Here is a 21,576-nt window from a genome sequence, read left to right on the forward strand (position 1 = left end):
GTGTTCACACTGCACGGTGTAGTGTGGAATCTCCGAACTGTTCCGACATCGAGAGAAGAGCACCATGACCGTGAGCGACCCCACCCCCACTCCGACGACCTCGGCGAGCACGACACCGGCGCGCACGACGCCGACGGACGTCCTCGTCATCGGCGCCGGCCCGACCGGACTCACGCTCGCCTGCGACCTCGCCCGGCGAGGAGTGCGCGTCCGGGTGATCGAGCGCTTCGCCGCTCCCAGCGTCGCCTCGCGGGGGAAGGGCCTGCAGCCGCGGAGCCTCGAGGTGCTGGACGACCTCGGCGTGGCTGACACGGTCCTGACCCGCGGCGCGATCAGACTCCCGGTCCGGATGATCACCGACGACGGCACCGTGATCGATCGCGAACCCATCACCGTCCCGGTCTCCGACCCGACCACGACCGCGTACCCGGAGACGCTGTGGATCGGCGAGTTCGACGTCGAGGGTCCTCTCCGCGATCGCCTGGCCCTCGACGGTGTCGAGGTCGAGTTCGGCACCACCGCGAGCGCGCTCGAGCAGCATGCGGACTCCGTGGAGGCGACCGTCGAGACCCCGCAGGGCCCGGACACGATCCGCGCCCGGTGGGTCGTCGGCGCCGACGGGGGCAGGAGCACCGTGCGGCATGCGCTCGGGGTGCAGTTCCCGGGGTTCACGATGCGGGATCGCTGGTACCTCGGCGACGTCCGCCTCGAGGGCCTGGACCACGGTCGGCAGTACATCTTCCCGACGGACCTCGGCATGATCGGGCTCACCCCGCTGCCCACCACGGACCTGTGGCAGTGGCAGTCGACGACCGAAGCCGGGGACGATGCGGCGCAGCCGTCGCTGGAGCTCTACCAGCAGATGCTCGACGACCACCTCGGGAAGGACCGGGTGACCCTGCAGGAGGCGACCTGGTTGTCGCTCTACCGCGCCAACGTCCGCCTCGCCGACCGGTACCGCGTGGGCCGCGTGCTGCTGGCCGGCGACGCGGCGCACGCGCACTCGCCGGCGGGCGGGCAGGGCATGAACACCGGGATCCAGGACAGCTGGAACCTCGGGTGGAAGCTCGCGGCCGTGGTCGACGGTGCCGACGCGGCCCTCCTCGACACCTACGAGGACGAGCGCCGCCCGATCGCCGCGTCCGTCCTCGAGATGAGCACGGAGAAGATGCACCGGTTCCGCGCCGGGGCCACCGACGGTGCGGAAGGAGTGGACCGCGGGCTCGACGGGATGGGTGGCGACGACACGACCGGGCTGTCACTGCGCTACCTCCCGAACACGTTGGCCTTCGACAGGCAGCCCATCGCCCGCGCGCCGTACGCCACCGGGCTCCGCGGTCGCGGCTTCGCCGGGTCGACGTTCGACCTCATCCGAGGACCCCACTGGACGGTGTTCGTGTTCTCCGACGATGCTTCGGACGCGCACGCCTTCGACGGCACGCCCGAGAACGTCCATGTCCACCGCATCGGGGCCGGCGCGATCGAGGACTCCCAGGGCCACGCCGTGGCGAGGTACGCCGCGCAGCAGGGCATGGTCGTGCTCATCCGCCCGGACGGCTACATCGCCGCGCGACAGACCGTGTCGTCGGCTGCTGACCTCCTCTCCTTCGTCCGCGGTGTCGAGGGCGGCGGTGCTCACCGGCAGGACGACACGGCGGACCGAGCGGACTCGTCGCGGCCGCGTTGAGCGCGCGTGGGTGGGGCAGCGTTCGACCGGATCTTCCAGCGCTGGCAGCAGCAGACCGGAGCGGACTCCGCCGTGGTCGTCGCGGCCCTCACGCTCCTGACGGACGCTCGTCCGGACGGCCGAAGCGCGGCTGCGATCGACCGGTAGCCGATCGACCGTCGCGACGAGACAGAGCGCGCCTCGGTCTGTCAGACCTCGGGACGCAGTCCTGGCTTCATGTCGTACGTCACCCACGGCGTCGCCGTTGCGACGTCGTCGTAGACGTGACGAGCTGCTTCGTTGTCGGGCGCCGTGATCCACCGGACGACGCTGGCGCCCTCGTTCGCCGCGATGGACGACGCCTCCCGCAGGAGCGCGTTAGCCACGCCGCTCCCGCGTGCTGCTGGTGCGGTGAAGAGGTCGTCGAGGTAGAGCCCGAGCGTCGCGGTGGACGGTCGCGCGAAGCGCCGGAGGTTCGCGATGCCGAGCAGGTTGCCGTCGTCATCGGTCGCGACGAGACCGGTGAGGCCGTGTGCACCTCGTACGATCCACTCCCACGTGGCACCGACCGCTCGTCGATCCTCCGGCAGCTCGTAGAACGAGCGGTACCCGGCGAACAGGGCGGTCCACTGAGACTCGTCCTGCGGGACAACGGTGCGTACGCGGATCGTCACCTCGCGAGCCTAGGGGAGTCGCGGCATCACCGGGACGGAGGGTTCCCTGCCGATGCCCGTCCGCTTCGGCGAACGCTCCCGTGGTGCGGTGACAAGATGACCGCGTGCAGATCGAGCAAGTGGACGAGCGGGCGTACATCTACGAAGGCGAGCACGACACGTTCGTCGTGCACTTCTTCGAAGCGAGCGGTCCCTGGTCGGAGGACGGTCCAGACGACCGCCCGGTTGCTCCCGTCTGGGACGCCACGAGTTGCCCGGTCAGCGTGATCCGCATCACCGACGCGACGTACCGCGCGACCTTCGCGGAAGCCCGACGTCTTGCCGCTCGAGAGGCGACGCCGACGCTGTTCTCCGTGTCCCTCGAGATCCAGGGTCCGAGTGGTTCCGGGATCCTGCGACTGTTCGGGACCGACCTCAACATGGAGGGGCTCGAGCTCGACCACGACACGTACGCCGCGAAACGGGAGATGTTCGCCGAGTTCTTCAGCCGCGGGAGCAGCGCGACCGATGCCGAGGATCCGGGACGCAGCCACTGACGGACGGGAGGCCCGGTGCCAGCTGGCACCGGGCCTCCCGTCCGTCGGTCAGATCCGCCCAGGGCGGCGGATCAGCCGTCCTCAGCCACGCGCCCGGCGTCGCCGGTTCCGCAGCGTCAGTGCGATCCCGCCGGCCGCGAGCAGCGCCGCTGCCAACAGCCCGAGGGGGAGCAGGTTCGCTCCCGTCCAGGCCAGGGCGCCGTCCGGGTCACCGGCGGACGCCCCGCCGGTGTCGCCGGGTGCGGCCGCACCGGGTGCGCCGCCTCCGCCCGTTCCGGGTGCCGGCGTGCCACCACCCGGTGTCCCCGGCGTCGGTGAGGCGGACGGTGCGGGAGCGGCGGCGGCCCGGACGGTGAAGGCCGTCCTGGCCAGGACGTCACCGCCGACCGATGCCGTGACCGCGACGCGGCCGGATGCCGTGCCCGGCACCCGCAGGTCGACCGAGAACGCACCGTCGGCGTCGGTGTGCGCGGCGGCCCCACCGATGCGCGGCGTGGTCGCCACTGCCACGTCGGTGTCCGCCGGGAACCCGGCGCCCGTGACGGTCTGCGTGGCACCGGCATCGATCGTCGGCGACTCGGCCCGGAGGACCGGGGTCGCCACGGCCTCGCTGCTGAACGCCACGACCGTGCGCTCCGTCACGGACCGTTCGTCGACCGGCACGCTGATGGTGCGGGTGTCGGCGTCGTAGGTCCAGGCGCTCGTCGCGATCGGACGGCCATCGATGGTGACGGTGCGCGGCCGGTCGGCGTTCGTGAACGTCGCCGTCCACGAGCGGTCCTGCACCTGGCCGGCGAACGAACCGTCGGCGGGGGCGATGTCGAGCGAACCGCCGGTCGGCTGCTGGGTGTAGCGGACGGCGGTCGAGGCGCTCCCCGCCGCGGCTTTCGCGGTCGCCTTCGTCGTTGCCGAGGCACTGTCCCCGCCAGCGTCTTCGTGCAGGTCGAACGAGCCGTCCGCGCCGGTCGCCACCGTCAGGGTGACGGCGTCGAGCGGTGCGGCGTCGTTCCGCACCTGCTCGGACCGGGTGGGGACGATGCCGCCGCTCTTCACGAACACCGGCATGGCGTTCAGGTCGGTCGTCACGTCGGCGGTGGTGCCGCCGGCGTACGTCTTGCCGGTGAACCAGTCGGTCCACGAGCTGCCCTCCGGGAACCAGACGGAGCGGGTGGCCGTGCCGGTCTTGTCGTTCGCGGTGGTGACCGGTGCGACGAGCACGTCCGGGCCGTACAGGTACTCGGAGCCGGCCTGGGCGTAGGACTCCTGCGCCTCGGGGTACTGCAGGTAGAGCGGCTGCAGGATCGGGGTGCCCGTTTCGGTGGCCTGCGCGGCGAGCGTGTAGGTCAGGGGGACGAGGGCCTCGCGGAGGTTGAGGAACTGCTTCGCCGAGGCTTCCGCTGCCGCCGGGTACTGCCAGGGCAGGCGGTCGCTGTGGTTGCTGTGCAGGCGGTCGATCGGCTGGAAGGTGCCGAGCTGCACCCAGCGGGCGTAGAGGTCCTCGGGCAGCTGGGTCGTGCCCTCCTCGGCGCCGGCGATGCCGTACTGCGCACCGTTGTGGCCGCCGATGTCGTGGCTGACCGACGCCAGGCCGGTCGCTGCGGACTCACCGGGGGTGTAGCCGACCTCGGCGAGCAGCATGTCCCACGACGACGTGGTGTCGCCGGTGAAGTGCACGGTCGTGCGCTTGTCCGCCCACGGCCCGGTCGGGACGGCCTGCGGGTTGCCGTAGCCACCCGCGGTCAGCGAGCCGTACGCCCGCGAGAACGCCAGGCCGCGGCCGCCGAGCTGCTCGTCGGTGTACTTCGCGTACTGCTTGTTGATGAACGCGTCGGGGGTGACACCGTTCGCCGAGTACTTCGAGTTCTCGCTGCAGCACCAGTCGAGCCACCACATGTCGACGCCCTCCGGCTGCATCGAGGTGTGCAGGTCGAAGTAGGCCTCGAGCTGGTCGGGGTCCGACCAGTCGAACAGGTAGCGGTCGCCGTCACCCTTGGTGAGCCCGCCCTTCGCAGTGGCCTGCGCCTGCGCGAACCGTGGGTCCTGGCTCGAGATCGTCGGGTGGATGTTGAGCGTGTTGTGGATGCCCTGCTCGTGCCAGTCGGCGAGCAGCCCGGTCATGTCCGGGATCCGACCCGGGTCGACCGACCAGCCGTTCCACTTGCTGTCGCCCTGGTTGGTGGGGCTGCCGATCTTGTAGTCGGTGTCGATCGCCATCACGTCCACGGGCACCTGCTCGTCGTGGAACTGCTTCGCGATCGCCAGGTAGTCGGCCTGCGAGCGGTCGTAGTACTCGGAGTACCAGACGCCGTAGGCCCAGCGGGGCAGCAGCTTCGTCGGCCCGGTCAGGACGGCGAGTTCCTGCAGGGCGTGACGGTGGTCGCTGCCGTACCCGAAGACGTAGCCGTCCTGGTAGCGCTCGCCGCCGTGGTCGCCGGCGGGGGTGACGGTGTCGGTCGCCGGGTCGTACAGTGCCGAGGCGCTGTCGTCGAGGAGCGACCAGCCGTCCTGGTAGAGCAGACCCGGGTTCGTCTTGACCGAGCCGTTGGCGGTGTCGAGGTCGCGCCGGTACCCGCCGAGCGGGGCGTGCGCGGCGAGGACCGGCGACGCGGTGTCGACCACCGCGACGGTGTCGAAGTTCACGTTGCAGTTGTTCGTCGTGGTCGGGCAGCCGATCACGACGTCGTTCGCGCCCGCAGCCAGGTGCACCGGCACGCTGACGGTGTTCCAGTAGTCCCAGCCGCTGGTGCGGGGGAGCGGTGCGGTGGTGGCCTGCTGGCCGGTCGGTGCCGCGGTGAGCGTCGGCGTGCCGGCGGAGCCGTTGGCGTAGCGGACCTGCAGGGCGTAGTCGCCCGCGGCCGGCACCCCGGTCACGTGGGCCGTCAGCTGTGCGCCGGCACGCTCGAACCCGGCGACGAAGCCGTCCCCGGCGAAGCCGTTGTGGTTCGTGGCGGTCGTCGCCGGAGCGGTGCGTGCCGAGTCCTCGGCCTGGCACACGGTGCCGAACGCGCAGTCCTCGCCGGTGACCGTGGTCGACGGAGCCGGGTAGGCGGCACCGGCCCGGACGAGCGCCAGGCTGTCGACGTTCACCCGGCCGGAGTCGCTCGCGGTCCGTTCGATGCGCACGCGGTGCTCGCCCGCGGGCAGGTCGAGCGTCGTGGCGGCGGTGGTCTTCCAGTCGTCCCAGTTCGCCCCGGGCGCCAGGCGGATCGTCTTCGCGGTGCCGCCGTCCACCGTCACGCTGAGGGTGCGGGTGGCGACCTGGCCGTCACCGCCCTGCGAGTTCGCGTAGCGCAGGGCGAGGTCGTACGAGCCGGCCTGTTCCGCCGTTGTCGTGAAGGTCATGGCGTTGCCGACCGACTCGAAGCCCGCGGCGAACCCGGCGTCGGTGAAGCCCGTGTGGTCCGAGGCGAGTGACAGACCGGTGAGCCCGAGCGTCTCGGCCTCGCACAGGGTGCCGATCGTGCAGGACGGGGTGGGCGTGGACACCCACGGTGTGCCGGTGACCTGCTGGCCGGACGCCGTGGTCAGGCTGGTCTGCAGGGTGTCCTGCGTGAACGGACCGGAGCCCTGCTTGTACCGGACGGTCATCGCGCCGGTGTCGAGGGTGAGCCAGCCGTCCCGCTCGGTCGTCGTGAAGGTCGTCGGTGCGAAGTCGTCGCGGCCGATGACGTTGAAGGTGCTGCCGTCGGTGAACGTGGAGTCACCGGCGTACTCGGTGCGGATCAGCGTCGGGGACAGCACCTGGAACCGGGCCTGACCCGACACGACGGTGCGGTCGGCCGCCGGGTCCGCGGAGGCCGGGATCGCTGCGATGCCCAGCATGCCGAGGGCGGTCGCTGCGACGATGCCCGACGACAGCGCGCGGCGCAGCCCTCGGGAGCGGAGTGGATTGGGGCGCAAGTGGGTGCTCCTCGTGGACGTCGTCGTCCATCGGGCCGTGCGTCGGCCGTGATCGTCGGGCCGTCCCTGCGGCGGCCCGTTTACAACGCTGTAAACCATACGACCCGGATGGCCCCCGAGGAAGGGGCAGACAGGAGCGGCTCGTTTCGCGGCTTGCGCGCCGCTGTGGACGGCCGCCAATGACGGACTGGAGGCCCGGTGCCAGCTGGCGCCGTCCCTCCACGCACGGCCGTCGCCCCGCTGGCGCGGTGCGCCGGCCTCAGAGGATGGCGGTGGCTTCGACCTCGACGAGCACGTCCGGTTCGAACAGGTACTCGACGCCGATGAGCGATGCAGGCGGCATCGGCGCGGGCAGCCCCAACTCCTCGGCCACCGCCTCGACGCCCGCCATGAACGCTCCGATCTTGTCGGGCGTCCAACCGGTGACGTAGAACGTGAGCCGCACCACGTCGGGGAAACCTGCACCCGCCTCGACCAGCCCGGCGTGCGTGTTCCCCAGCGCCGCGGCGACCTGGCCGGCGAGGTCGCCGGTCGCGATGGCGCTGCCGTCGGCGGCGCGAGCGATCTGTCCGGAGACGTGGACGTGCTTCGTCCCGGTCGCGACGGAGACGTGGTGGTACGGCGTGTGCTGCATCAGGCCGCTCGGCGAGGAAAGGCGGACGGGCATGAGGTGCTCCTTCGATTCGGTATCTCATGGATACCTGGTGCCGAGAGCCCACTTCAACGAAACTGGGTTTCGTGCCGGATACCACTCCTGACCCCCACGGCCTCTTCGCCATCGACCATCCACACCGGGAACTCCTCGATCAAGTCCTCGACAAGTGGTCGCTCGAGGTGTTGAACGAGTTGTGTGAGCAGCCAGCCCGCTTCAGTGCGCTGCGCCGCGCGATCCCGTCGGTGACCCAGAAGTCCCTGACCGCGACGCTGCGCCGCCTCGAGCGCAACGGGATCGTCGAGCGTGTCACGTTGAGCACGCGCCCGTTCGCCGTCGAGTACCGCATCACGCCGCTCGGGAAGACCCTTCGGCCTCCGGTCGACGTCGTGCTGGCCTGGGCCGCTCAGCACATGCCAGCCATCACCGCCGCGCGGCTCCGCTTCGACACCGCAGCAGACGACTCGACGCTCGCCGGGCGTCGGTGAGGCGTCCGTTCGGGCAACACCTCGACTCGTCGGCCGATCCGTCGTGAGACTGCTCCGAGCATCGCGTCCGGCCAACTGCTGAGTGCACGGGCGACACCCCACGAACCGCGGGAGTCGTCCTCATCACCGCGCGCGTCGTCTCCGCAGAACCGAGCGTCGCTCGTGGGGAGTTGGATGTGAGCATGCTCTCCAGTGTCCCGCCCCGTGTGTTCGGCCTTGCGTTCGGAGTGGGAGCCATGGTCGCAGGGCTCGTGATGGCGCTCCTCGGCGCGGGCGTTGACTACGTCGGGCTCGTGGCCGGAGGACTCGTCCTGGCGGCGATGGGACTGCTGGTCGCGATCGTCGGTGCGATCGGTTTCGCGCTCCACGGGTCCGTCCGACCCGAGCGTCGTCGAACGAAGTGAACCGAGGTCGCTGACGGGCGCGTCTCTGAGCCGATCGGCTGTCGAGCGACGTTCGACCTGAGCGGCGAGCACATCGCAACGATGACGGCGCCAGCGGACACGAGGGTCACCGTGAGCAGCGCGACGACCTGCCTACCGCGGTTGCCTGCTGAGGGCGGGTGCGTCGGTGAGTCGTTCGTCTGATCCTCGGATGACCCACCAGACAGCGACGAGGGCGAACACCCCGACGAGGAGCTCCAGTCCACCCGTACCGGTGAACGAGGCGGGGTGCCCCTTCCCGGTGGCGAAGACGGCGAAGTCCCAGAGCGCGTGCAGCACCATCGCCCAGACCAGGGTCCCCGTGGTGCGGCGGAGGATGTACAGGACGGTGCCGAACAGGAACGCGGAGAGCACCTGGAAGCTCGTCCGGCCGAAGTCCTGGCCGCTGAGGACGTTGACGTAGTGCATGAGGCCGAACACGAGGGAGGAGAGGAACCAGACCCAACCTTCGCCGAGCTTGGAGCGGAGTGCGGTGACGAGCAGGCCTCGCGTGGCGATCTCCTCGGTGAAACCGACGAGCAGCAGCACGAGTGACGCGGCGAAGAAGCCGAGGTCGTAGGCACCCCAGTCGGTGCCGATCAGGTTGAGCAGCATGAGGACGGTCATGAGCACCGGCGCGATGACGGGCCAGCGGGACCGTGCGCGATGCTGATCCCGCATCGCCGGCCGCCACCAGCCGAGCAGCGTCGTGACGACGGTGAGGGCGATGGCGCCGAGGACCAGCGAGATCCCGACGCCGCGGAACAGGGTTCTGCCGTCGTCGCCGAGGTCCGGGTAGGGAACGCCGGACAGGTGTTGCGTGACCGACACGAGCGTGACGTAGCCGATGACGACGACGATGCCGATCCAGATCTGTGGTCGGACGCGGAGCTGCATGAGGACCTCGATCCCGACGTGCTGTGTGCGGGCGGTGTCGTCGCGCCAGAGGTGGTGGCGACGAGATGGTGGTGCGCGGCGTCCACGGCCGGCGTGCGTCCTCTGCGGCGCACGTCCGGCGTGATCGGAATCATAGGGAGGACCGTCGAGCAGGGGAATCGACCGTGACTCGCGCCATCGACGGCGGGCGCTCGCGACGGAGCGACCCTGGACGTGCGCCGGTGTCGGACTGGAGGCCCGGAACCAGCTGGCACCGTGCCTCCAGCCCGTCCTGGGGTCACGCCCAGGGCGTGTCAGGACTCCGACAGGAATCCGGCACGCAGCGTGAGGGCTCCGTCAGGAGACCGCACACGCCGACGGCGCACCGGCATGATCGGCAGGTTGACCGCGTGCGCCGCGGCTACGATCGCCCCGGCCCGCTCCGGGCCGCACCGCCCCACGGAACCAGGAGGACACCGGTGGCCCTCATCGACAACGGCATCTACGTCAACGGAACCCGGACGGACTCGCCGGACGACCTCGGGCGCACGTACGAAGCCCTCGACGCCGCCGGCGCGGGCGCGATGGCGTGGATCGGGCTGTTCCGGCCGACAGCCACCGAACTGGCGTCCGTCGCCGACGAGTTCGGGCTGCACCCGCTCGCCGTCGAGGACGCGCACAAGGGACACCAGCGGGCGAAGCTCGAGCGGTACGGCGACACGCTGTTCGTGGTGCTGCGACCCGCCTGGTACGACGAGGACGCCGAGACGGTCGAGTTCGGCGAGGTGCACCTGTTCACCGGGCGCGACTTCGTCGTCACCGTGCGCCAGGCGGAGCGTCCGAACCTCGCCGACGTGCGGAAGCGGCTCGAAGCGGACCCGGACGCCCTCGGGCGCGGGTCCGAGGCGGTGCTCTGCGCGGTCCTCGACGAGGTGATCGACAGCTACGCCCCGGTGGTCGCCGGGCTGCAGGACGACATCGACGACATCGAGGACGACCTGTTCGACGGCGACGTCGACCCGGCGTCGTCACGGCGGATCTACCAGCTGCTCAGCGAGGTCATCGGGTTCCAGCGTGCGATCGGCCCGCTGCCCGAGATGCTCAACGCCTTGCTGCGGGGTTCCCAGAAGTACGGCACGGACACCGAGGTGCAGAACCAGCTGCGGAACGTCCTGGACCACGCGATCCGCGTCACCGAGCGAGTGGACACGTTCCGGACCCTGCTCGAGAACGCGCTCACGCTGCACTCGACCCTGGTGACGCAGGAGCAGAACGACGCGATGCGCCGGATGACCAGTGCGAGCCTGGCGCAGGGGGAGGAGAGCCGGCGGCTGGCGCGGGCATCGATGGAGCAGGGTGAAGAGGTGAAGAAGATCTCGTCGTGGGCGGCGATCCTGTTCGCGCCGACGCTGGTGGCGTCGATCTACGGCATGAACTTCGAGCACATGCCCGAGCTGCGGTGGACGTGGGGGTACCCGGCGGCGATCGTCGCGATGGTCCTGTTGGCGGTCGTGCTGTGGGCGGTGTTCAAACGGAAGCACTGGCTCTGAACGTGCGTGACGACGGACTGGAGGCGCGGTGCCAGCTGGCACCGCGCCTCCAGTCCGGTGCCCTGGTCGCGTCCACCGCGTTGCGGCGCTGCGGCAGTCCTGCTGCCGCGTTCACGCGACGGGAACCGTCGCAGGCGACCACCCCAGCTCCGGGCCGAGCCGCTCCGCGATGTCGGTGATGATCTGTGCGTAGTCGTCCGGCTCGAACGAGAACGGGAGCGCGAAGGCGACCTCGGTCACCGCCTGGTAGCCGACGTCCGCTCGCAGGCGGTCGGCGATCTCGGCGGACGTGCCAACGAGGTCGGCGGCGAAGAGCATGCCGGCGGGACCCGTCGGGACGCCGACGCGACCGGAGCGGCTGTCGACGTAGGCGCGGTACCGCTCCTGTTGCTCGCGCGTTGCGGTGTCGGTCGGGATGACCACCAGGCCCTGTGAGACACGTGCCGCCGCGCGGTCGGGGTGCGCGTCGAGGTAGGCGTCGATCTGCGCGCGCTGGTTCGTGGCGAAGTCCGTGCCGAGCTCGCTCCGCGTGACGCTCGAGGTCAGCAGGTGGAAGCCGTTCTCGCCCGCCCAGACGGCCGACTTCGTGCTGCCGGTGCCGTACCAGAGGCGGTCGACCAGCCCCGGGCTGTGCGGCTGGACGGTGCGGGCGAACTCCTCGATCCCGCGACGCTCGACGGGGTCGGTCACGGCGTCGCCGCGGACGAGGTTGCGGAAGCGCAGGAGCCGTTCGTTGCCGAGGTCCTCGTGCTCCGCGGTGTCGGGGTAGATCGCGTCGCGGTACAGGTCGAAGTGCATCGGGGTGCCGACCGAGAAGCCGGGGTGCAGGCGGCCGCCCAGGAGCACGTCGACCGTGCTGAGGTCCTCGGCGAGGCGGAACGGGTTCTCCGCCCCGATCGGCGTGACGGCGGTGCCGAGCTCGATGCGGGTCGTGCGCTGCGAGGCCGCGGCCATCACGGCCACGGGGGACGAGATGCCGTGCTGTAGGTGCCGGTGGCGCAGCCAGGCGCTGTCGAAGCCGAGGGCCTCGGCGCGCTCGATCACCCGCAGCGTGTCCTCGTGGCCCTCGGACGGTCGCGCGGGGTCGAACGACCCGATCGTCAGGAAACCGAGGCGTTGCAGGGGCGTTCCGTCGAGGGGCATGCGTCGATCGTGCCAGATGCGTGGCTCAGGGCCGGGGCTCCTTGACCAGCGCCTCCACGTTGTTGCCGTCCGGGTCGGACACGAACGCGGCGTAGGCGCCGTACTCCGGCCAGTACCGCGGCTCGTGACGCGACACCCCTCCGGCGGCGACGGCTTCGCGGTGGAAGGCGTCGACCTCGCTCCGCGAGCCGGCCTCGAACGCCAGGTGGAGTCCGCGCGTCACCGCCTCCTGGGTCCGGGCGGTCTCGAGCGAGACGCTCGGGGTGTCGTCCCCGTGCTGCCAGAACTCGGCGACGGAGTCGGTGCGGTGGCCGGCTCCGATGCCGAGGGGTGCGAGGGCGGCGGTGTAGAACGCGGCGCTCGCGGCGAAGTCGCCGGCGAAGACGCCCAGGTGGTGGATGAGGTGACGACCGGGCATGCGACGACCCTAGGCCGCCGCCACCGCATCCGTCCGGGCAGCGGCACGGTCCCGCTGGCAGGCTGGGTCCGTGCACATCACCCTGGACTCCGCGACCGACATCGTCATCTCCGGCATCCGCTTCCCGGAGGGCAACCGCTGGCACGACGGGCGGCTCTGGTACTCGGACATGCACACCGGCGAGGTGTTCTCGATCGACCCCGCCGCGACCGACGGCCCGCGGCTCGAGGCCACCATCGACGGGCAGTCGTCCGGCCTCGGGTGGCTCGCCGACGGGCGTCTGATCGTCAGTTCGATGGAGTCCCGCACGGTCGTCGCCGTCGATGCGGACGGCCGTTCCTCGGTGTTCGCCGACCTGTCCACCGTCGAGTCGTCCCTCGTGAACGACCTGCTCGTGGACGAGGCGACCGGTCGCACGTACATCGGGGCCTTCGGTTACGACCTGTACGCGGGCGAGGAGCTGCGACCCGGACCGCTCTGGGTGATCGACCCGGACGGCTCCGTCCGCTTGGCCGCCGAGGGCCTGGTGTTCCCGAACAGCGCCAACATCCTGCCCGGCACCCGGACCCTGGTGGTCAGTGAGACCTGGGGCGGTCGGCTCACGGCGTTCGACATCGAGGACGACGGCTCGCTGACGGGCCGACGTGAGTGGGCGGCGCTGCCCGGCGGTGTGACCCCGGACGGCAGCACGGTCGACCGAGACGGCGGGATCTGGGTCTGCTCCGTCGACACGGGGGAGTTCCTCCGGGTCCTCGAGGGTGGCGAGGTGACGGACCGCATCGACGCACCCGGCGACTGCGCGATCGACTGCGCGCTCGGCGGCGAGGACGGGCGGACGCTCTACCTGGCGACCGCCGACAGCTACGACCCGCCCGTCACGGCGACGACGCGTGCAGGACGGATCAGCTCGGTCCGGGTCGAGGTGCCGGGGTGGTGAACCCGGGCGCGGCCTGACTCCACTCTGAGACGCCGTCGTGTTGCTGAGACGCCGCCAAATTCAGCGGCGCCGTGCGCACATGGCGGCGTCGGGGGAACACGATGGCGTCTTCCGGATTCGAGACGCAAGCCGAGACGGACGGGAGGCCCGGTGCCAGCTGGCACCGGGCCTCCCGTCCGTCGGCGTGGCGGGGTCCAGGGCCCCGCTCAGGCCGCGCCGTGACTGGCGCGGCTGCGACGTGAGAGCGAGTCGATGATGACCGCGAGCAGCAGGACCGCACCGGTGATCATGTAGCGGATCGACGAGTCCAGGCTGAGCAGGGTGAGCCCGTTCGAGATCGACTGGATCACGATGATGCCCAGCAGCGCCGACCACGCGCTGCCGCGTCCGCCGAACAGGCTGGTCCCGCCGATGACGGCGGCGGCGATGGCGTTGAGGTTCGTGTCGCCGGCGCCGGAGGACAGGCTCGCCGAGTTGAGGCGGGCGGCGGCGAGGATGCCGCCCACGGTGGCGAACAGCGAGGTCAGCATGAACACCGAGATGTAAATGCGGTTGACCCGGATGCCGGATCGGCGCGCGGCCTCGACGTTGCCGCCGACCGCGAACACCGAGCGACCCCACCGGGTGCGCTTGAGCACGAAGTTCATGAGCACCACGAGCACGATGAAGAACACGAACGACGAGCCGGTGCCGAAGTCGCGGGACAGGTACCAGACCATCAGGGCGAGCCCGAGGAACAGGGCGACGGACTTCACGATGGTCAGGGACATCGCACCGGTCGACAGTCCGGCGCGTCGGCGGCGGGCGGCGCGACGGACCTCGGTGAAGAACAGTCCGCCGGCGGCCAGCGCGGCGAGCAGGTACGCGAGCCACGGCGGCAGGTACGAAGCCGATGCGAACTGCACGATCGGCGAGTCGTACGGCAGGTTGATGGAGCCGTTCGGTCCGAGGATGAGCAGCTGCAGGCCGAGGAACCCGAGCAGTCCGGCGAGCGTGATGACGAAGCTCGGCACACCGAAGCGCGTGAACAGCAGCCCGTAGAGCAGCCCGGCCGCGGCACCGACGGCCAGGGCGACGACGAGGACGAGCCAGAGCGGCCAGCCGAGCGTGGTGAGTCCCTGGCCGAGGATCGCGGCGGAGAGCCCGCTGACGCTGCCGACGGACAGGTCGATCTCGCCGAGCAGCAGGACGAGCACGATGCCGATCGCGATGGTGCCGACCGCGGCGCACTGCAGGGCCAGGTTGACCAGGTTGCCCGGGGACAGGAAGTCGGGGGAGAGCGCCTGGAACACCGCCCAGATGACGACGAGCCCGACGACCACCGGCAGCGAACCGATGTCGCCGCCGCGGACCCGTCGGACGAAGGCCTTCGCGGCGCCGCCGAGTCCTTGGTCACGCAGCAGCCGCTCGTCCTGCAGGTCCGCCGCCGAGGGGGTCGGGGTCGCCGCGGTGAGGGTCTCGTCGGTCTTGCTCATGCGCTGGTCTCCTGCTCGGTGCGGGCGGCGGCGCGACGGGTGACGGCGTTGTCGGTGGCGCCGGTGATCGCCGCGATGATCTCCTCGTAGGAGACGTCGTCGATGCGGAACGTGCCGTTGTTGCGTCCGAGTCGCAGCACCGCGACCCGGTCGGCGACGGCCTGCACGTCCGCGAGGTTGTGGCTGATGAGCACGACGCCCAGGCCCCGCTCGCGCAGCCGTTCGACGAGGTTGAGGACCTCGGCGGTCTGGGCGACCCCGAGTGCGGCGGTGGGCTCGTCGAGGATGACCACCTGCGGGTCGCCGATCAGTGACCGGGCGATCGCGACGGTCTGCCGCTGGCCGCCGGAGAGCGATGCGATGGGGATCCGCACGGACGGGATCCGGGCGGCGAGCTGCTGCAGGAGCTCCCACGAGCGGCGCTCCATCTCCTCTTCGTCGAGGAAGGGGTGCGCGATCTCGCGACCGAGGTACAGGTTCGAGACCACGTCGAGGTTGTCGGCGAGGGCGAGGTCCTGGAAGACCGTGGCGATGCCGAGGGACTGGGCTGCCGCGGGGTTCGGGACGGTGACCTCGTCGCCACCGAAGGTGATCGTGCCACCGTCGGGCGTGTAGACCCCGGCGAGGATCTTGACGAACGTCGACTTGCCCGCGCCGTTGTCGCCGACGATGGCGACCACCTCACCCGGGTACACGTCGAAGTCGATGTCGGTCAGGGCCTGGACGGCGCCGAAGCGCTTGGTGATCCCGCGCAGGGACATCACCGGGTCGGCGGAGGGGTGTGCTGCTGGTGACGCGTTGCTCACGGGTGTCGTGCTCACGGTGTCGTCCTCGATCGGTGAGGCCCGCCCGGTCCGCGCTCGGACCGGGCGGGCAGGGGTCGGACCTACTTGATGCCGGCGCTGTCGCAGGCTGCCTTGTACTGCGTGGTGCAGATCTTCGACACCTCGTACAGGCCGTCCGCGACCACGGTCGACTGCACGTTGTCGGTGGTGACGGCGACCGGGTCGAGCAACGTCGACTGGACGCTGGCGCCGCCGGCGGTGTCGACGGTGGTGTCGCCCTTCGGCGTCTCGCCCTTCGCGAACTGGATCGCGAGGTCGGCGGCCTGCTCGGCCTCCGGCTTGAACGCCTTGTAGACGGTCATGTACTGCTCGCCGGCGAGGATCCGCTGGATGCCCGCGAGGGAGGCGTCCTGTCCGGTGACGGGCGGGAGGTCGGTGACGCCGGCCGACTTCAGGGCCGCGATGACACCGCCACCCGTGTCGTCGTTCGCCGCGTAGACGCCGGCGATCTTCTCCTTGCCGAGCTTGCTGATCTGGCCGGCCGCCCAGTCCTGGGCCTTGGCGGGGTCCCAGCCGGGGGTGTCGTACTCGGCGAGCACCTCGTACCCGCTGTCGTCGATGACCGAGTGGGCGCCCTTCTTGAACTGCGAGGCGTTGTTGTCGGTCGGGGAGCCGTTCACCATGATGATGCCCGAGCCCTCCGGCACCTTCTCGGCCTTGAGGGCGTCGACCAGCGCCTGCCCCTGCAGCTCACCGACCTTCTCGTTGTCGAACGAGATGTAGTAGCTCAGGTCCGGGCTGTTGATGAGCCGGTCGTACGAGATCACCGGCACCTTCTTGGCCTTCGCCTGCTGCACGATGGACGCGGCGGCCTCGCCGTCGAACGGGTCGAGGACCAGGACCTTGACGCCCTGCGTGAGCATCGACTGGGCCTGCTGCAGCTGCTTCGAGGCGTCGCCGTCGGCGTTCGCGTAGATGACGGAGCAGCCGCTGCACTGCTTCTTCACCTCGGCGGTGAAGAGCGGGCGGTCGGCGCTGGCGTAGCGGGCGGTGACGGAGTCGGGCAGGAGCAGGCCGATCTTGGCCTTCGACGCGTCTCCGCCGCCGCCGGAGCCGGAGTCGGTGCCGGCATCGGCACCGTTGGAACAGCCCGCCAGGGTGGTGATCGCGAGCAGCAGGGCGCTGACGCCCAGCATCGCTCGTGTGGTGGATTTCTTCATTGAAACGTCCTCCAACAGTGGACCGCCCCCATCGGCGGTGCCCTGAGTGTGCCAGCGTGCGTTCTTGGCTGCAAGAGTTGAACACAAGGACCGCGCGACGTGACGAAAACGTTATCTGTCCGCGCACTGCACGAAGGGATCGGCGCGACTGCCGGTCAGCGCGCGCGCATGACGTCGACCGCCTCGATCGCCACGGCGAGTGCGCCCGTGACCGACGCCTTCTCGCCGAGCTGTCCCTGCACCACGTCGGGCGTGCGGTCGACGTCGACGATGAGTGACGACTCCAGCGCGTGCCGCATCGGCCCGAGCAGCAGCTCGCCGGCCCGCGCGAACTCGCCCGTCACGACGACGCGTTCCGGGTCGAGGACGTTGCAGAGTCCGACCGCGGCCGTCCCGATCGCCCGTCCGGCGTCGGCGACGGCCCGCATGCACGCCTGGTCGCCGCCCATCGCGCGGAGGATCAGGTCCGCCAGCTTCAGGGTGCCGACCTGGTCGCGGACCCCCTCGAGCACGGCCGGGGCTCCGGCCACCGCCTCGAGGCACCCGCGGTTGCCGCACCGGCACAGCGGCCCGTTCGGCAGCACCGGCGTGTGGCCGAACTCGCCGGCGGTGCCGTGGTGGCCCCGGAAGAGCCGTCCGTCCAGCACGAGCCCCGCGCCGATGCCGTTGCCGACGTCCAGCGTGACCACGGTGTCCCGGCCGCGCGCGGCTCCGCTGCGGTGCTCGGCGAGCGCGGCGAGGTTGGCGGAGTTGTCGACCTGCACGGGCTTGTCGAGTCGGCGGGAGAGCGACTGCCCGAGGGCGATGCCGTCCCAGCCGCGCAGGATCCCGCCCCGGGCGGTCATCCCGGTGCGCGCGTCGATCGGTGCGGCGACGGCGAGGCCGACCGAGAGCACCTCGTCCATCGACGACTCGATCGACTCGGCCATGTCCAGCACGAGCAGCGCGGTCTTGTCGAGCTCGGCGTCCGCGCGGTGGTCGCGTGCCAGGGGCATGTGGCGTTCGGCCAGCACCGACCCGTTCAGGTCGGACAGCGCCAGCCGCAGGTGGCGGGGTGAGACGTGCACGCCGGCGACGAGTCCGAGGCCGTGCGGCAGGGTCACGCGGAGTGCTCGGCGCCCGCTCGAGGTGCTCGGTGTGGCGTGCAGGGCCCCGGTGGCGACGAGTTCCTTGACGATGTTCGACACCGTGGCGGGGGACAGGCCGGTCACGCCCGCCAACTCGACCTGCGTCAGCCCGCCGTGTCGCTTGACCGCGCTGACGACCCGGCCCCGGTTGGCTTCACGGAGTGAAGTCTGGTTCCCCGGACTGCGGCGCTGCTCTGACACGGGGACAGCGTAACGGGCGGCTGCGGGACGCTCCCCGTGACGGACGGGAGGCGCGCGCCGGCTGGCACCGCACCTCCCGTCCGACACGGGGTCGCGACCACGGCGTCAGCGGACCGCGCGGAACGTGGCCCGGATGTCGGCCACCAGCAGGTCCGGCTGCTCGAGCACGGCGAAGTGCCCGCCGCGCGCCACCTCGTTGAAGAACACCAGGTCGGCGTAGCGCCGCTCGGCCCAGCGGCGTGAGCGACGGACGTACTCGCCCGGCATGATGCTCAGGCCGACCGGCACGGTGAGCGGTTCCTCGACGGTTCCGGGGTTGGCCCAGCCGGTGCGGCTCGCCTCCCAGTACATCCGCGCTGCGGACGCCGCGGTGTTCGGCAGCCAGTAGAGCATGACGTCGTCGATGACGTCGTCGAGCGAGAAGAGCCGCTCCACGTCGCCGTGCTCGTCGTGCGATCCGCCGACGTCCTGGAACATGGCGTAGATCCACGACGCCAACCCGACGGGGGAGTCCGCCAGCGAGTACCCGATGGTCTGCGGGCGGGTCGCCATCTGCTGCGAGTAGGCGGACAGCTGCTGCCAGTAGTAGCCGGTCTCCTGCAGCATGACCTGCTCGTCGGGCGAGGCGTTCCGGGCCTCGTCGTCGGTCGGCATGAAGAGCGCCATGGTGAGGTGGATACCGGCCAGGCCGATGTCCTCGGTGGCCTGGCGCGCGGCGAGCTCCGCGGTGACGGTGGCACCGAGGTCGCCGCCCTGGGCGAACCAGCGCGTGTACCCGAGTCGCGCCATCAGCACGGACCAGGCCGCCGCGGTGCGGGACAGGTTCCACCCGGTCGTCCTGGGCTTGCCGGAGAACCCGAAGCCGGGCAGGCTCGGGATCACGAGGTGGAAGGCGTCCGCCGGGTCGCCGCCGTGCGCCTCCGGGTCGGTCAGCGGATCGATCACGTGTCGGAACTCCAGCACGGAGCCGGGCCACCCGTGGGTGAGCAGCAGGGGACGGGCTCCGGGGACGGCGGACCGGACGTGCAGGAAGTGGACGTCGAGCCCGTCGATCTCGGTCGTGTACTGGCCCCAGTCGTTCAGCAGCGCCTCGGTCCGGCGCCAGTCGTGGTCCGTCGCCCAGTGCTCGACGAGCGCCCGGACCTTCTCGAGCCGCGGGCCCTGCGACGTGTCGTCGACGGTCTCGGCATCGGGCCAGCGGGTCGCCAGCAGTCGGCGTCGGAGGTCGTCGAGTTCCCGCTGCGGGACGTCGAGGGTGAACGGTGTGATGGGTGCGCTGTCCGGCATGGTGTCCTCGTGGTCGTCATCGTCTGTGGTCGAGATGATCTTTGCACAAGACGATCTTGTTCCGGTACCGTCTCCGTCATGGACAGTTCCACGCCGGCCGACGCGCTCCCCGAGATCGACTGGGGCGCGCAGGGCATCGAGACCGAACTGGGATGGGCGCTGCCCCTGGCGTTCCAGGGCTTCACCCGACTGGGGAGCGTGGCGGTCGCGAGCGTGCCGGGCGGTCCTCGCGGCTACCAGGTGCTCGTCGCGGTCACCACCGAGCAACCGTCGTCACAGCTCGAGCTCGCGCGGCGACTGGGGATCGACAAGACCCAGATGACCTACGTCGTCGACGCACTCGAGGCCGGCGGTCTCGTGGAGCGCCGACCGGCCCCGACCGACCGCCGCGTGCGGCAGGTGCACCCGACCCGGTCCGGGCGGAGCCTGCTCGACCAGGCCCGGACGGCTCTGCGCGACGCCGAGGGCGAGCTCATGCGACACCTCGACGACGACGAGCAGGCGACCCTGCGCCACCTGCTGGCCCGGGTCGCCCTGACCGCCGGGCTCACCGCCCCCGGAGCGGATGCGTCCGACCCCGCGTTCCCCCACCCCCTCGCCGTCCCGGAGCGATCCCGACGGCGCACCGCGACGACCACGTCGACCACCACAGAGTGAGGCTCAGCCCATGACCACCACCATCCTCGTCGCCGGCGCCACCGGTGACCTCGGACACCGCATCGTCCGCGAGCTCACCCACCACGACGTCACGGTCCGGGTCCTCACCCGACCGGGCAGCACGACCGCCGCCGAGCGCTTCGGCGCCGACCCCCGGGTCCAGGTCGTCACGGCCGCCTACGACGACCACGACGGGCTGACCAGGGCCGTCGCCGGGTCCGACGTCGTCGTCTCCGCCGTCAGCGGGACCCGCCCGGTCATCGTCGACGCGCAGCGTGCCCTGCTCGCGGCGACGGTCGCAGCGGGCGTGCGACGGTTCATCCCGTCCGACTACTCGGCGGACTACCGGCGGATCGCGCCCGGGACCAACCGCAACTTCGAACTCCGCCGCGAGTTCGCGGCCGACGTCGACGCCGCCCCCGTGCAGGCGACGTCGATCCTGACCGGCATGTTCACGGACCTGCTCACCGGTGACGCCCCGATGATCCTGTTCGGCCGCCGGCTCGTGCTCTTCTGGTCGTCGGCGGACCAGGTGCTCGACTTCACCACCAAGGACGACGTCGCCCGGGTCACGGCGCTCGCCGCCCTGGACGACGATGCCCCGCGGGTCGTCGAGATGGCGGGCGACCAGCTGTCCGCGCGGGACGTCGCCCGGACCGTGAGCGAGCTGACGGGGGAGCGGTTCCGGCTGCAGTGGGCCGGGACGACGGGGACGCTGTCGGCGATGAGCGCGGTCGGCAGACGGCTGGCACGCGACGGCGACGAGCCCTTCCCGGCGTGGCAGGGGATGCAGTACTTCGTGAGCATGTTCAGCGGGCAGGCGCAGCTGCGCCACGTCGACAACGACCGGTACGGCGTGCAGCAGTGGACCAGTGTCCGTGACGTGCTCCGGGCGCACCTCAGCGGGCAGGGCCACCCGGCGACGGACTGACGGTCGCGGTGTGCGGTCGTCGGCGGCCGAGCAGGAACGCGAGACCGACGACGACCACCGGCACCAGCACGAGTGCGACGAGCCAGACGAGCACGTCCCACTCGGGCCACAGCGGCACGCCGAGGGCGCTCGTCGAGGTCCGCCACACCTGGTCGCCGGGTCCCTCGTGCTCCTCGGACCACGCCACCGGGAACAGCAGCGCGGTCACGAACGCCCACGCGACGAGCACGACGACGGCGATCATCGTCCAGGGGCGCCGTCCCCGTGCGGTCTCGGTCCCGGTCACCGACGGTGCTCCGGCGTCCGGACGATCCGCCAGACGCACAGGGCGACCACGAGCGCACCGATGACCACGGCGATCCACGTGCCCGCGACACCGAGCATCGGCTCAGTGGTGCAGGAACTCGTCCCCAGCCCGGGGACGGCGTCGACGCAGGTGGTCGTCTGCAGCAGGCTGAGCATCCCCACCACCACGATCACGACGACGGCGAGCGTGCCCCACCCGATCACCCGATCCACCGCGCGCTCCCTCCCGTTGCGCTCCAGGATGGCGCACGTCACGCGCTCCCGGGGTCTCGATCCTGCAACGACGCAGCGTCCGGCCCGCACCGCGACGGACGGGAGGCCCGGT

General features: G+C 71.0%; 21 protein-coding genes. 8 read left to right on the top strand and 13 right to left on the bottom strand.

The genetic code is table 11. From position 1 onward, the window contains the following. The first annotated feature begins 64 nt into the window (after nt 1-64). The gene (locus I8920_RS05535) at nt 65-1,687 is read left to right on the top strand and encodes an FAD-dependent oxidoreductase (protein ID WP_198658147.1); all 1,623 of its coding nucleotides are present in this window, start codon (nt 65-67) and stop codon (nt 1,685-1,687) included. A 188-nt stretch (nt 1,688-1,875) separates the two neighbouring features. Here I8920_RS05535 and I8920_RS05540 read toward each other — a convergent pair whose 3' ends face one another. Further along, nucleotides 1,876-2,340 (bottom strand): GNAT family N-acetyltransferase, encoded by a 465-nt coding sequence (locus I8920_RS05540; RefSeq protein WP_198658148.1) that lies wholly within the window; start codon nt 2,338-2,340, stop codon nt 1,876-1,878. 104 nt (nt 2,341-2,444) lie between these two features. Here I8920_RS05540 and I8920_RS05545 point away from each other — a divergent pair, with 104 nt between their 5' ends. Beyond that, nucleotides 2,445-2,876 (top strand): hypothetical protein, encoded by a 432-nt coding sequence (locus I8920_RS05545; protein WP_198658149.1) that lies wholly within the window; start codon nt 2,445-2,447, stop codon nt 2,874-2,876. Nucleotides 2,877-2,957: 81 nt separating this feature from the next. Here the strand turns inward: I8920_RS05545 and I8920_RS05550 are convergent, their stop codons facing one another. Together I8920_RS05550 and I8920_RS05555 are read right to left on the bottom strand one after the other, a co-directional pair. Further along, on the bottom strand, nt 2,958-6,776 hold the full coding sequence (locus I8920_RS05550) for a TIM-barrel domain-containing protein (RefSeq protein ID WP_198658150.1): 3,819 nt from the start codon (nt 6,774-6,776) through the stop codon (nt 2,958-2,960). A 259-nt stretch (nt 6,777-7,035) separates the two neighbouring features. Next, nucleotides 7,036-7,443, bottom strand: a complete 408-nt coding sequence (locus tag I8920_RS05555) for a RidA family protein (RefSeq protein WP_198658151.1) — start codon at nt 7,441-7,443, stop codon at nt 7,036-7,038. Nucleotides 7,444-7,469: 26 nt separating this feature from the next. On the opposite strand from I8920_RS05555, the gene I8920_RS05560 reads away from it, so the two are divergent. Beyond that, nucleotides 7,470-7,916: a winged helix-turn-helix transcriptional regulator gene (locus I8920_RS05560; protein ID WP_198658152.1), complete on the top strand. Its 447-nt coding sequence runs from the start codon at nt 7,470-7,472 to the stop codon at nt 7,914-7,916. A gap of 182 nt (nt 7,917-8,098) precedes the next feature. Then, complete coding sequence (locus I8920_RS05565; protein WP_198658153.1) at nt 8,099-8,320, top strand: hypothetical protein; 222 nt, start codon at nt 8,099-8,101, stop codon at nt 8,318-8,320. Nucleotides 8,321-8,452: 132 nt separating this feature from the next. Here I8920_RS05565 and I8920_RS05570 read toward each other — a convergent pair whose 3' ends face one another. Then, nucleotides 8,453-9,235 carry a CPBP family intramembrane glutamic endopeptidase gene (locus I8920_RS05570; RefSeq protein WP_198658154.1) on the bottom strand — a complete coding sequence of 261 codons (783 nt, stop codon included), beginning with the start codon at nt 9,233-9,235 and terminating at the stop codon, nt 8,453-8,455. A 458-nt stretch (nt 9,236-9,693) separates the two neighbouring features. Between I8920_RS05570 and I8920_RS05575 the strand changes: the two genes are divergently transcribed. Further along, entirely contained in the window at nt 9,694-10,764 is a 1,071-nt protein-coding gene (locus I8920_RS05575) for a magnesium and cobalt transport protein CorA (RefSeq protein ID WP_198658155.1), read from the top strand. Between the two features lie 111 nt (nt 10,765-10,875). Here the strand turns inward: I8920_RS05575 and I8920_RS05580 are convergent, their stop codons facing one another. Beyond that, complete coding sequence (locus I8920_RS05580; protein ID WP_198658156.1) at nt 10,876-11,907, bottom strand: LLM class flavin-dependent oxidoreductase; 1,032 nt, start codon at nt 11,905-11,907, stop codon at nt 10,876-10,878. Nucleotides 11,908-11,932: 25 nt separating this feature from the next. Next, on the bottom strand, nt 11,933-12,325 hold the full coding sequence (locus tag I8920_RS05585; protein WP_198658157.1) for a VOC family protein: 393 nt from the start codon (nt 12,323-12,325) through the stop codon (nt 11,933-11,935). Between the two features lie 70 nt (nt 12,326-12,395). Between I8920_RS05585 and I8920_RS05590 the strand changes: the two genes are divergently transcribed. Further along, nucleotides 12,396-13,262 carry an SMP-30/gluconolactonase/LRE family protein gene (locus I8920_RS05590; RefSeq protein ID WP_198658158.1) on the top strand — a complete coding sequence of 289 codons (867 nt, stop codon included), beginning with the start codon at nt 12,396-12,398 and terminating at the stop codon, nt 13,260-13,262. 206 nt (nt 13,263-13,468) lie between these two features. Here I8920_RS05590 and I8920_RS05595 read toward each other — a convergent pair whose 3' ends face one another. The 5 genes from I8920_RS05595 to I8920_RS05615 all read right to left on the bottom strand — a co-directional run bounded on the left by I8920_RS05595 (nt 13,469) and on the right by I8920_RS05615 (nt 19,357). Beyond that, entirely contained in the window at nt 13,469-14,737 is a 1,269-nt protein-coding gene (locus I8920_RS05595; protein ID WP_198658159.1) for a sugar ABC transporter permease, read from the bottom strand. Beyond that, on the bottom strand, nt 14,734-15,498 hold the full coding sequence (locus tag I8920_RS05600) for an ATP-binding cassette domain-containing protein (RefSeq protein ID WP_198658639.1): 765 nt from the start codon (nt 15,496-15,498) through the stop codon (nt 14,734-14,736). Before I8920_RS05600 ends, I8920_RS05595 begins: the two co-directional genes overlap by 4 nt. Before the next feature lie 125 nt (nt 15,499-15,623). Then, nucleotides 15,624-16,742 carry a sugar ABC transporter substrate-binding protein gene (locus I8920_RS05605; RefSeq protein ID WP_198658160.1) on the bottom strand — a complete coding sequence of 373 codons (1,119 nt, stop codon included), beginning with the start codon at nt 16,740-16,742 and terminating at the stop codon, nt 15,624-15,626. A gap of 155 nt (nt 16,743-16,897) precedes the next feature. Continuing rightward, nucleotides 16,898-18,070, bottom strand: a complete 1,173-nt coding sequence (locus I8920_RS05610) for an ROK family transcriptional regulator (protein WP_198658161.1) — start codon at nt 18,068-18,070, stop codon at nt 16,898-16,900. Nucleotides 18,071-18,175: 105 nt separating this feature from the next. Then, a complete protein-coding gene (locus I8920_RS05615; protein ID WP_198658162.1) occupies nt 18,176-19,357 on the bottom strand; it encodes an epoxide hydrolase family protein in 1,182 nt (393 codons plus the stop codon). A 78-nt stretch (nt 19,358-19,435) separates the two neighbouring features. Between I8920_RS05615 and I8920_RS05620 the strand changes: the two genes are divergently transcribed. Both I8920_RS05620 and I8920_RS05625 read left to right on the top strand, forming a co-directional pair. Beyond that, nucleotides 19,436-20,014, top strand: coding sequence for a MarR family winged helix-turn-helix transcriptional regulator (locus tag I8920_RS05620; protein WP_198658163.1), 579 nt, complete (start codon nt 19,436-19,438; stop codon nt 20,012-20,014). A gap of 10 nt (nt 20,015-20,024) precedes the next feature. Next, nucleotides 20,025-20,945, top strand: coding sequence for an NmrA family NAD(P)-binding protein (locus I8920_RS05625; protein ID WP_198658164.1), 921 nt, complete (start codon nt 20,025-20,027; stop codon nt 20,943-20,945). Here the strand turns inward: I8920_RS05625 and I8920_RS05630 are convergent. Then, nucleotides 20,914-21,231, bottom strand: a complete 318-nt coding sequence (locus I8920_RS05630; protein ID WP_198658165.1) for a hypothetical protein — start codon at nt 21,229-21,231, stop codon at nt 20,914-20,916. The genes I8920_RS05625 and I8920_RS05630 overlap by 32 nt on opposite strands. Beyond that, nucleotides 21,228-21,464 (bottom strand): hypothetical protein, encoded by a 237-nt coding sequence (locus I8920_RS05635; protein WP_198658166.1) that lies wholly within the window; start codon nt 21,462-21,464, stop codon nt 21,228-21,230. Before I8920_RS05635 ends, I8920_RS05630 begins: the two co-directional genes overlap by 4 nt. Nucleotides 21,465-21,576 lie beyond the last annotated feature (112 nt).

The sequence above is a fragment of the Curtobacterium sp. YC1 genome (assembly GCF_016267665.1).
In the GTDB taxonomy this organism is placed as follows: Bacteria; Actinomycetota; Actinomycetes; order Actinomycetales; family Microbacteriaceae; genus Curtobacterium.

Coding starts and splice junctions, on each gene's coding strand:
- I8920_RS05625 (WP_198658164.1), top strand. CDS start 20,025: ATGACCACCACCATCCTCGTCGCCGGCGCCACCGGTGACCTCGGACAC.
- I8920_RS05605 (WP_198658160.1), bottom strand. CDS start 16,742: ATGAAGAAATCCACCACACGAGCGATGCTGGGCGTCAGCGCCCTGCTG.
- I8920_RS05535 (WP_198658147.1), top strand. CDS start 65: ATGACCGTGAGCGACCCCACCCCCACTCCGACGACCTCGGCGAGCACG.
- I8920_RS05600 (WP_198658639.1), bottom strand. CDS start 15,498: ATGTCCCTGCGCGGGATCACCAAGCGCTTCGGCGCCGTCCAGGCCCTG.
- I8920_RS05580 (WP_198658156.1), bottom strand. CDS start 11,907: ATGCCCCTCGACGGAACGCCCCTGCAACGCCTCGGTTTCCTGACGATC.
- I8920_RS05615 (WP_198658162.1), bottom strand. CDS start 19,357: ATGCCGGACAGCGCACCCATCACACCGTTCACCCTCGACGTCCCGCAG.
- I8920_RS05585 (WP_198658157.1), bottom strand. CDS start 12,325: ATGCCCGGTCGTCACCTCATCCACCACCTGGGCGTCTTCGCCGGCGAC.
- I8920_RS05555 (WP_198658151.1), bottom strand. CDS start 7,443: ATGCCCGTCCGCCTTTCCTCGCCGAGCGGCCTGATGCAGCACACGCCG.
- I8920_RS05570 (WP_198658154.1), bottom strand. CDS start 9,235: ATGCAGCTCCGCGTCCGACCACAGATCTGGATCGGCATCGTCGTCGTC.
- I8920_RS05560 (WP_198658152.1), top strand. CDS start 7,470: ATGGATACCTGGTGCCGAGAGCCCACTTCAACGAAACTGGGTTTCGTG.
- I8920_RS05565 (WP_198658153.1), top strand. CDS start 8,099: ATGCTCTCCAGTGTCCCGCCCCGTGTGTTCGGCCTTGCGTTCGGAGTG.
- I8920_RS05595 (WP_198658159.1), bottom strand. CDS start 14,737: ATGAGCAAGACCGACGAGACCCTCACCGCGGCGACCCCGACCCCCTCG.
- I8920_RS05620 (WP_198658163.1), top strand. CDS start 19,436: ATGGACAGTTCCACGCCGGCCGACGCGCTCCCCGAGATCGACTGGGGC.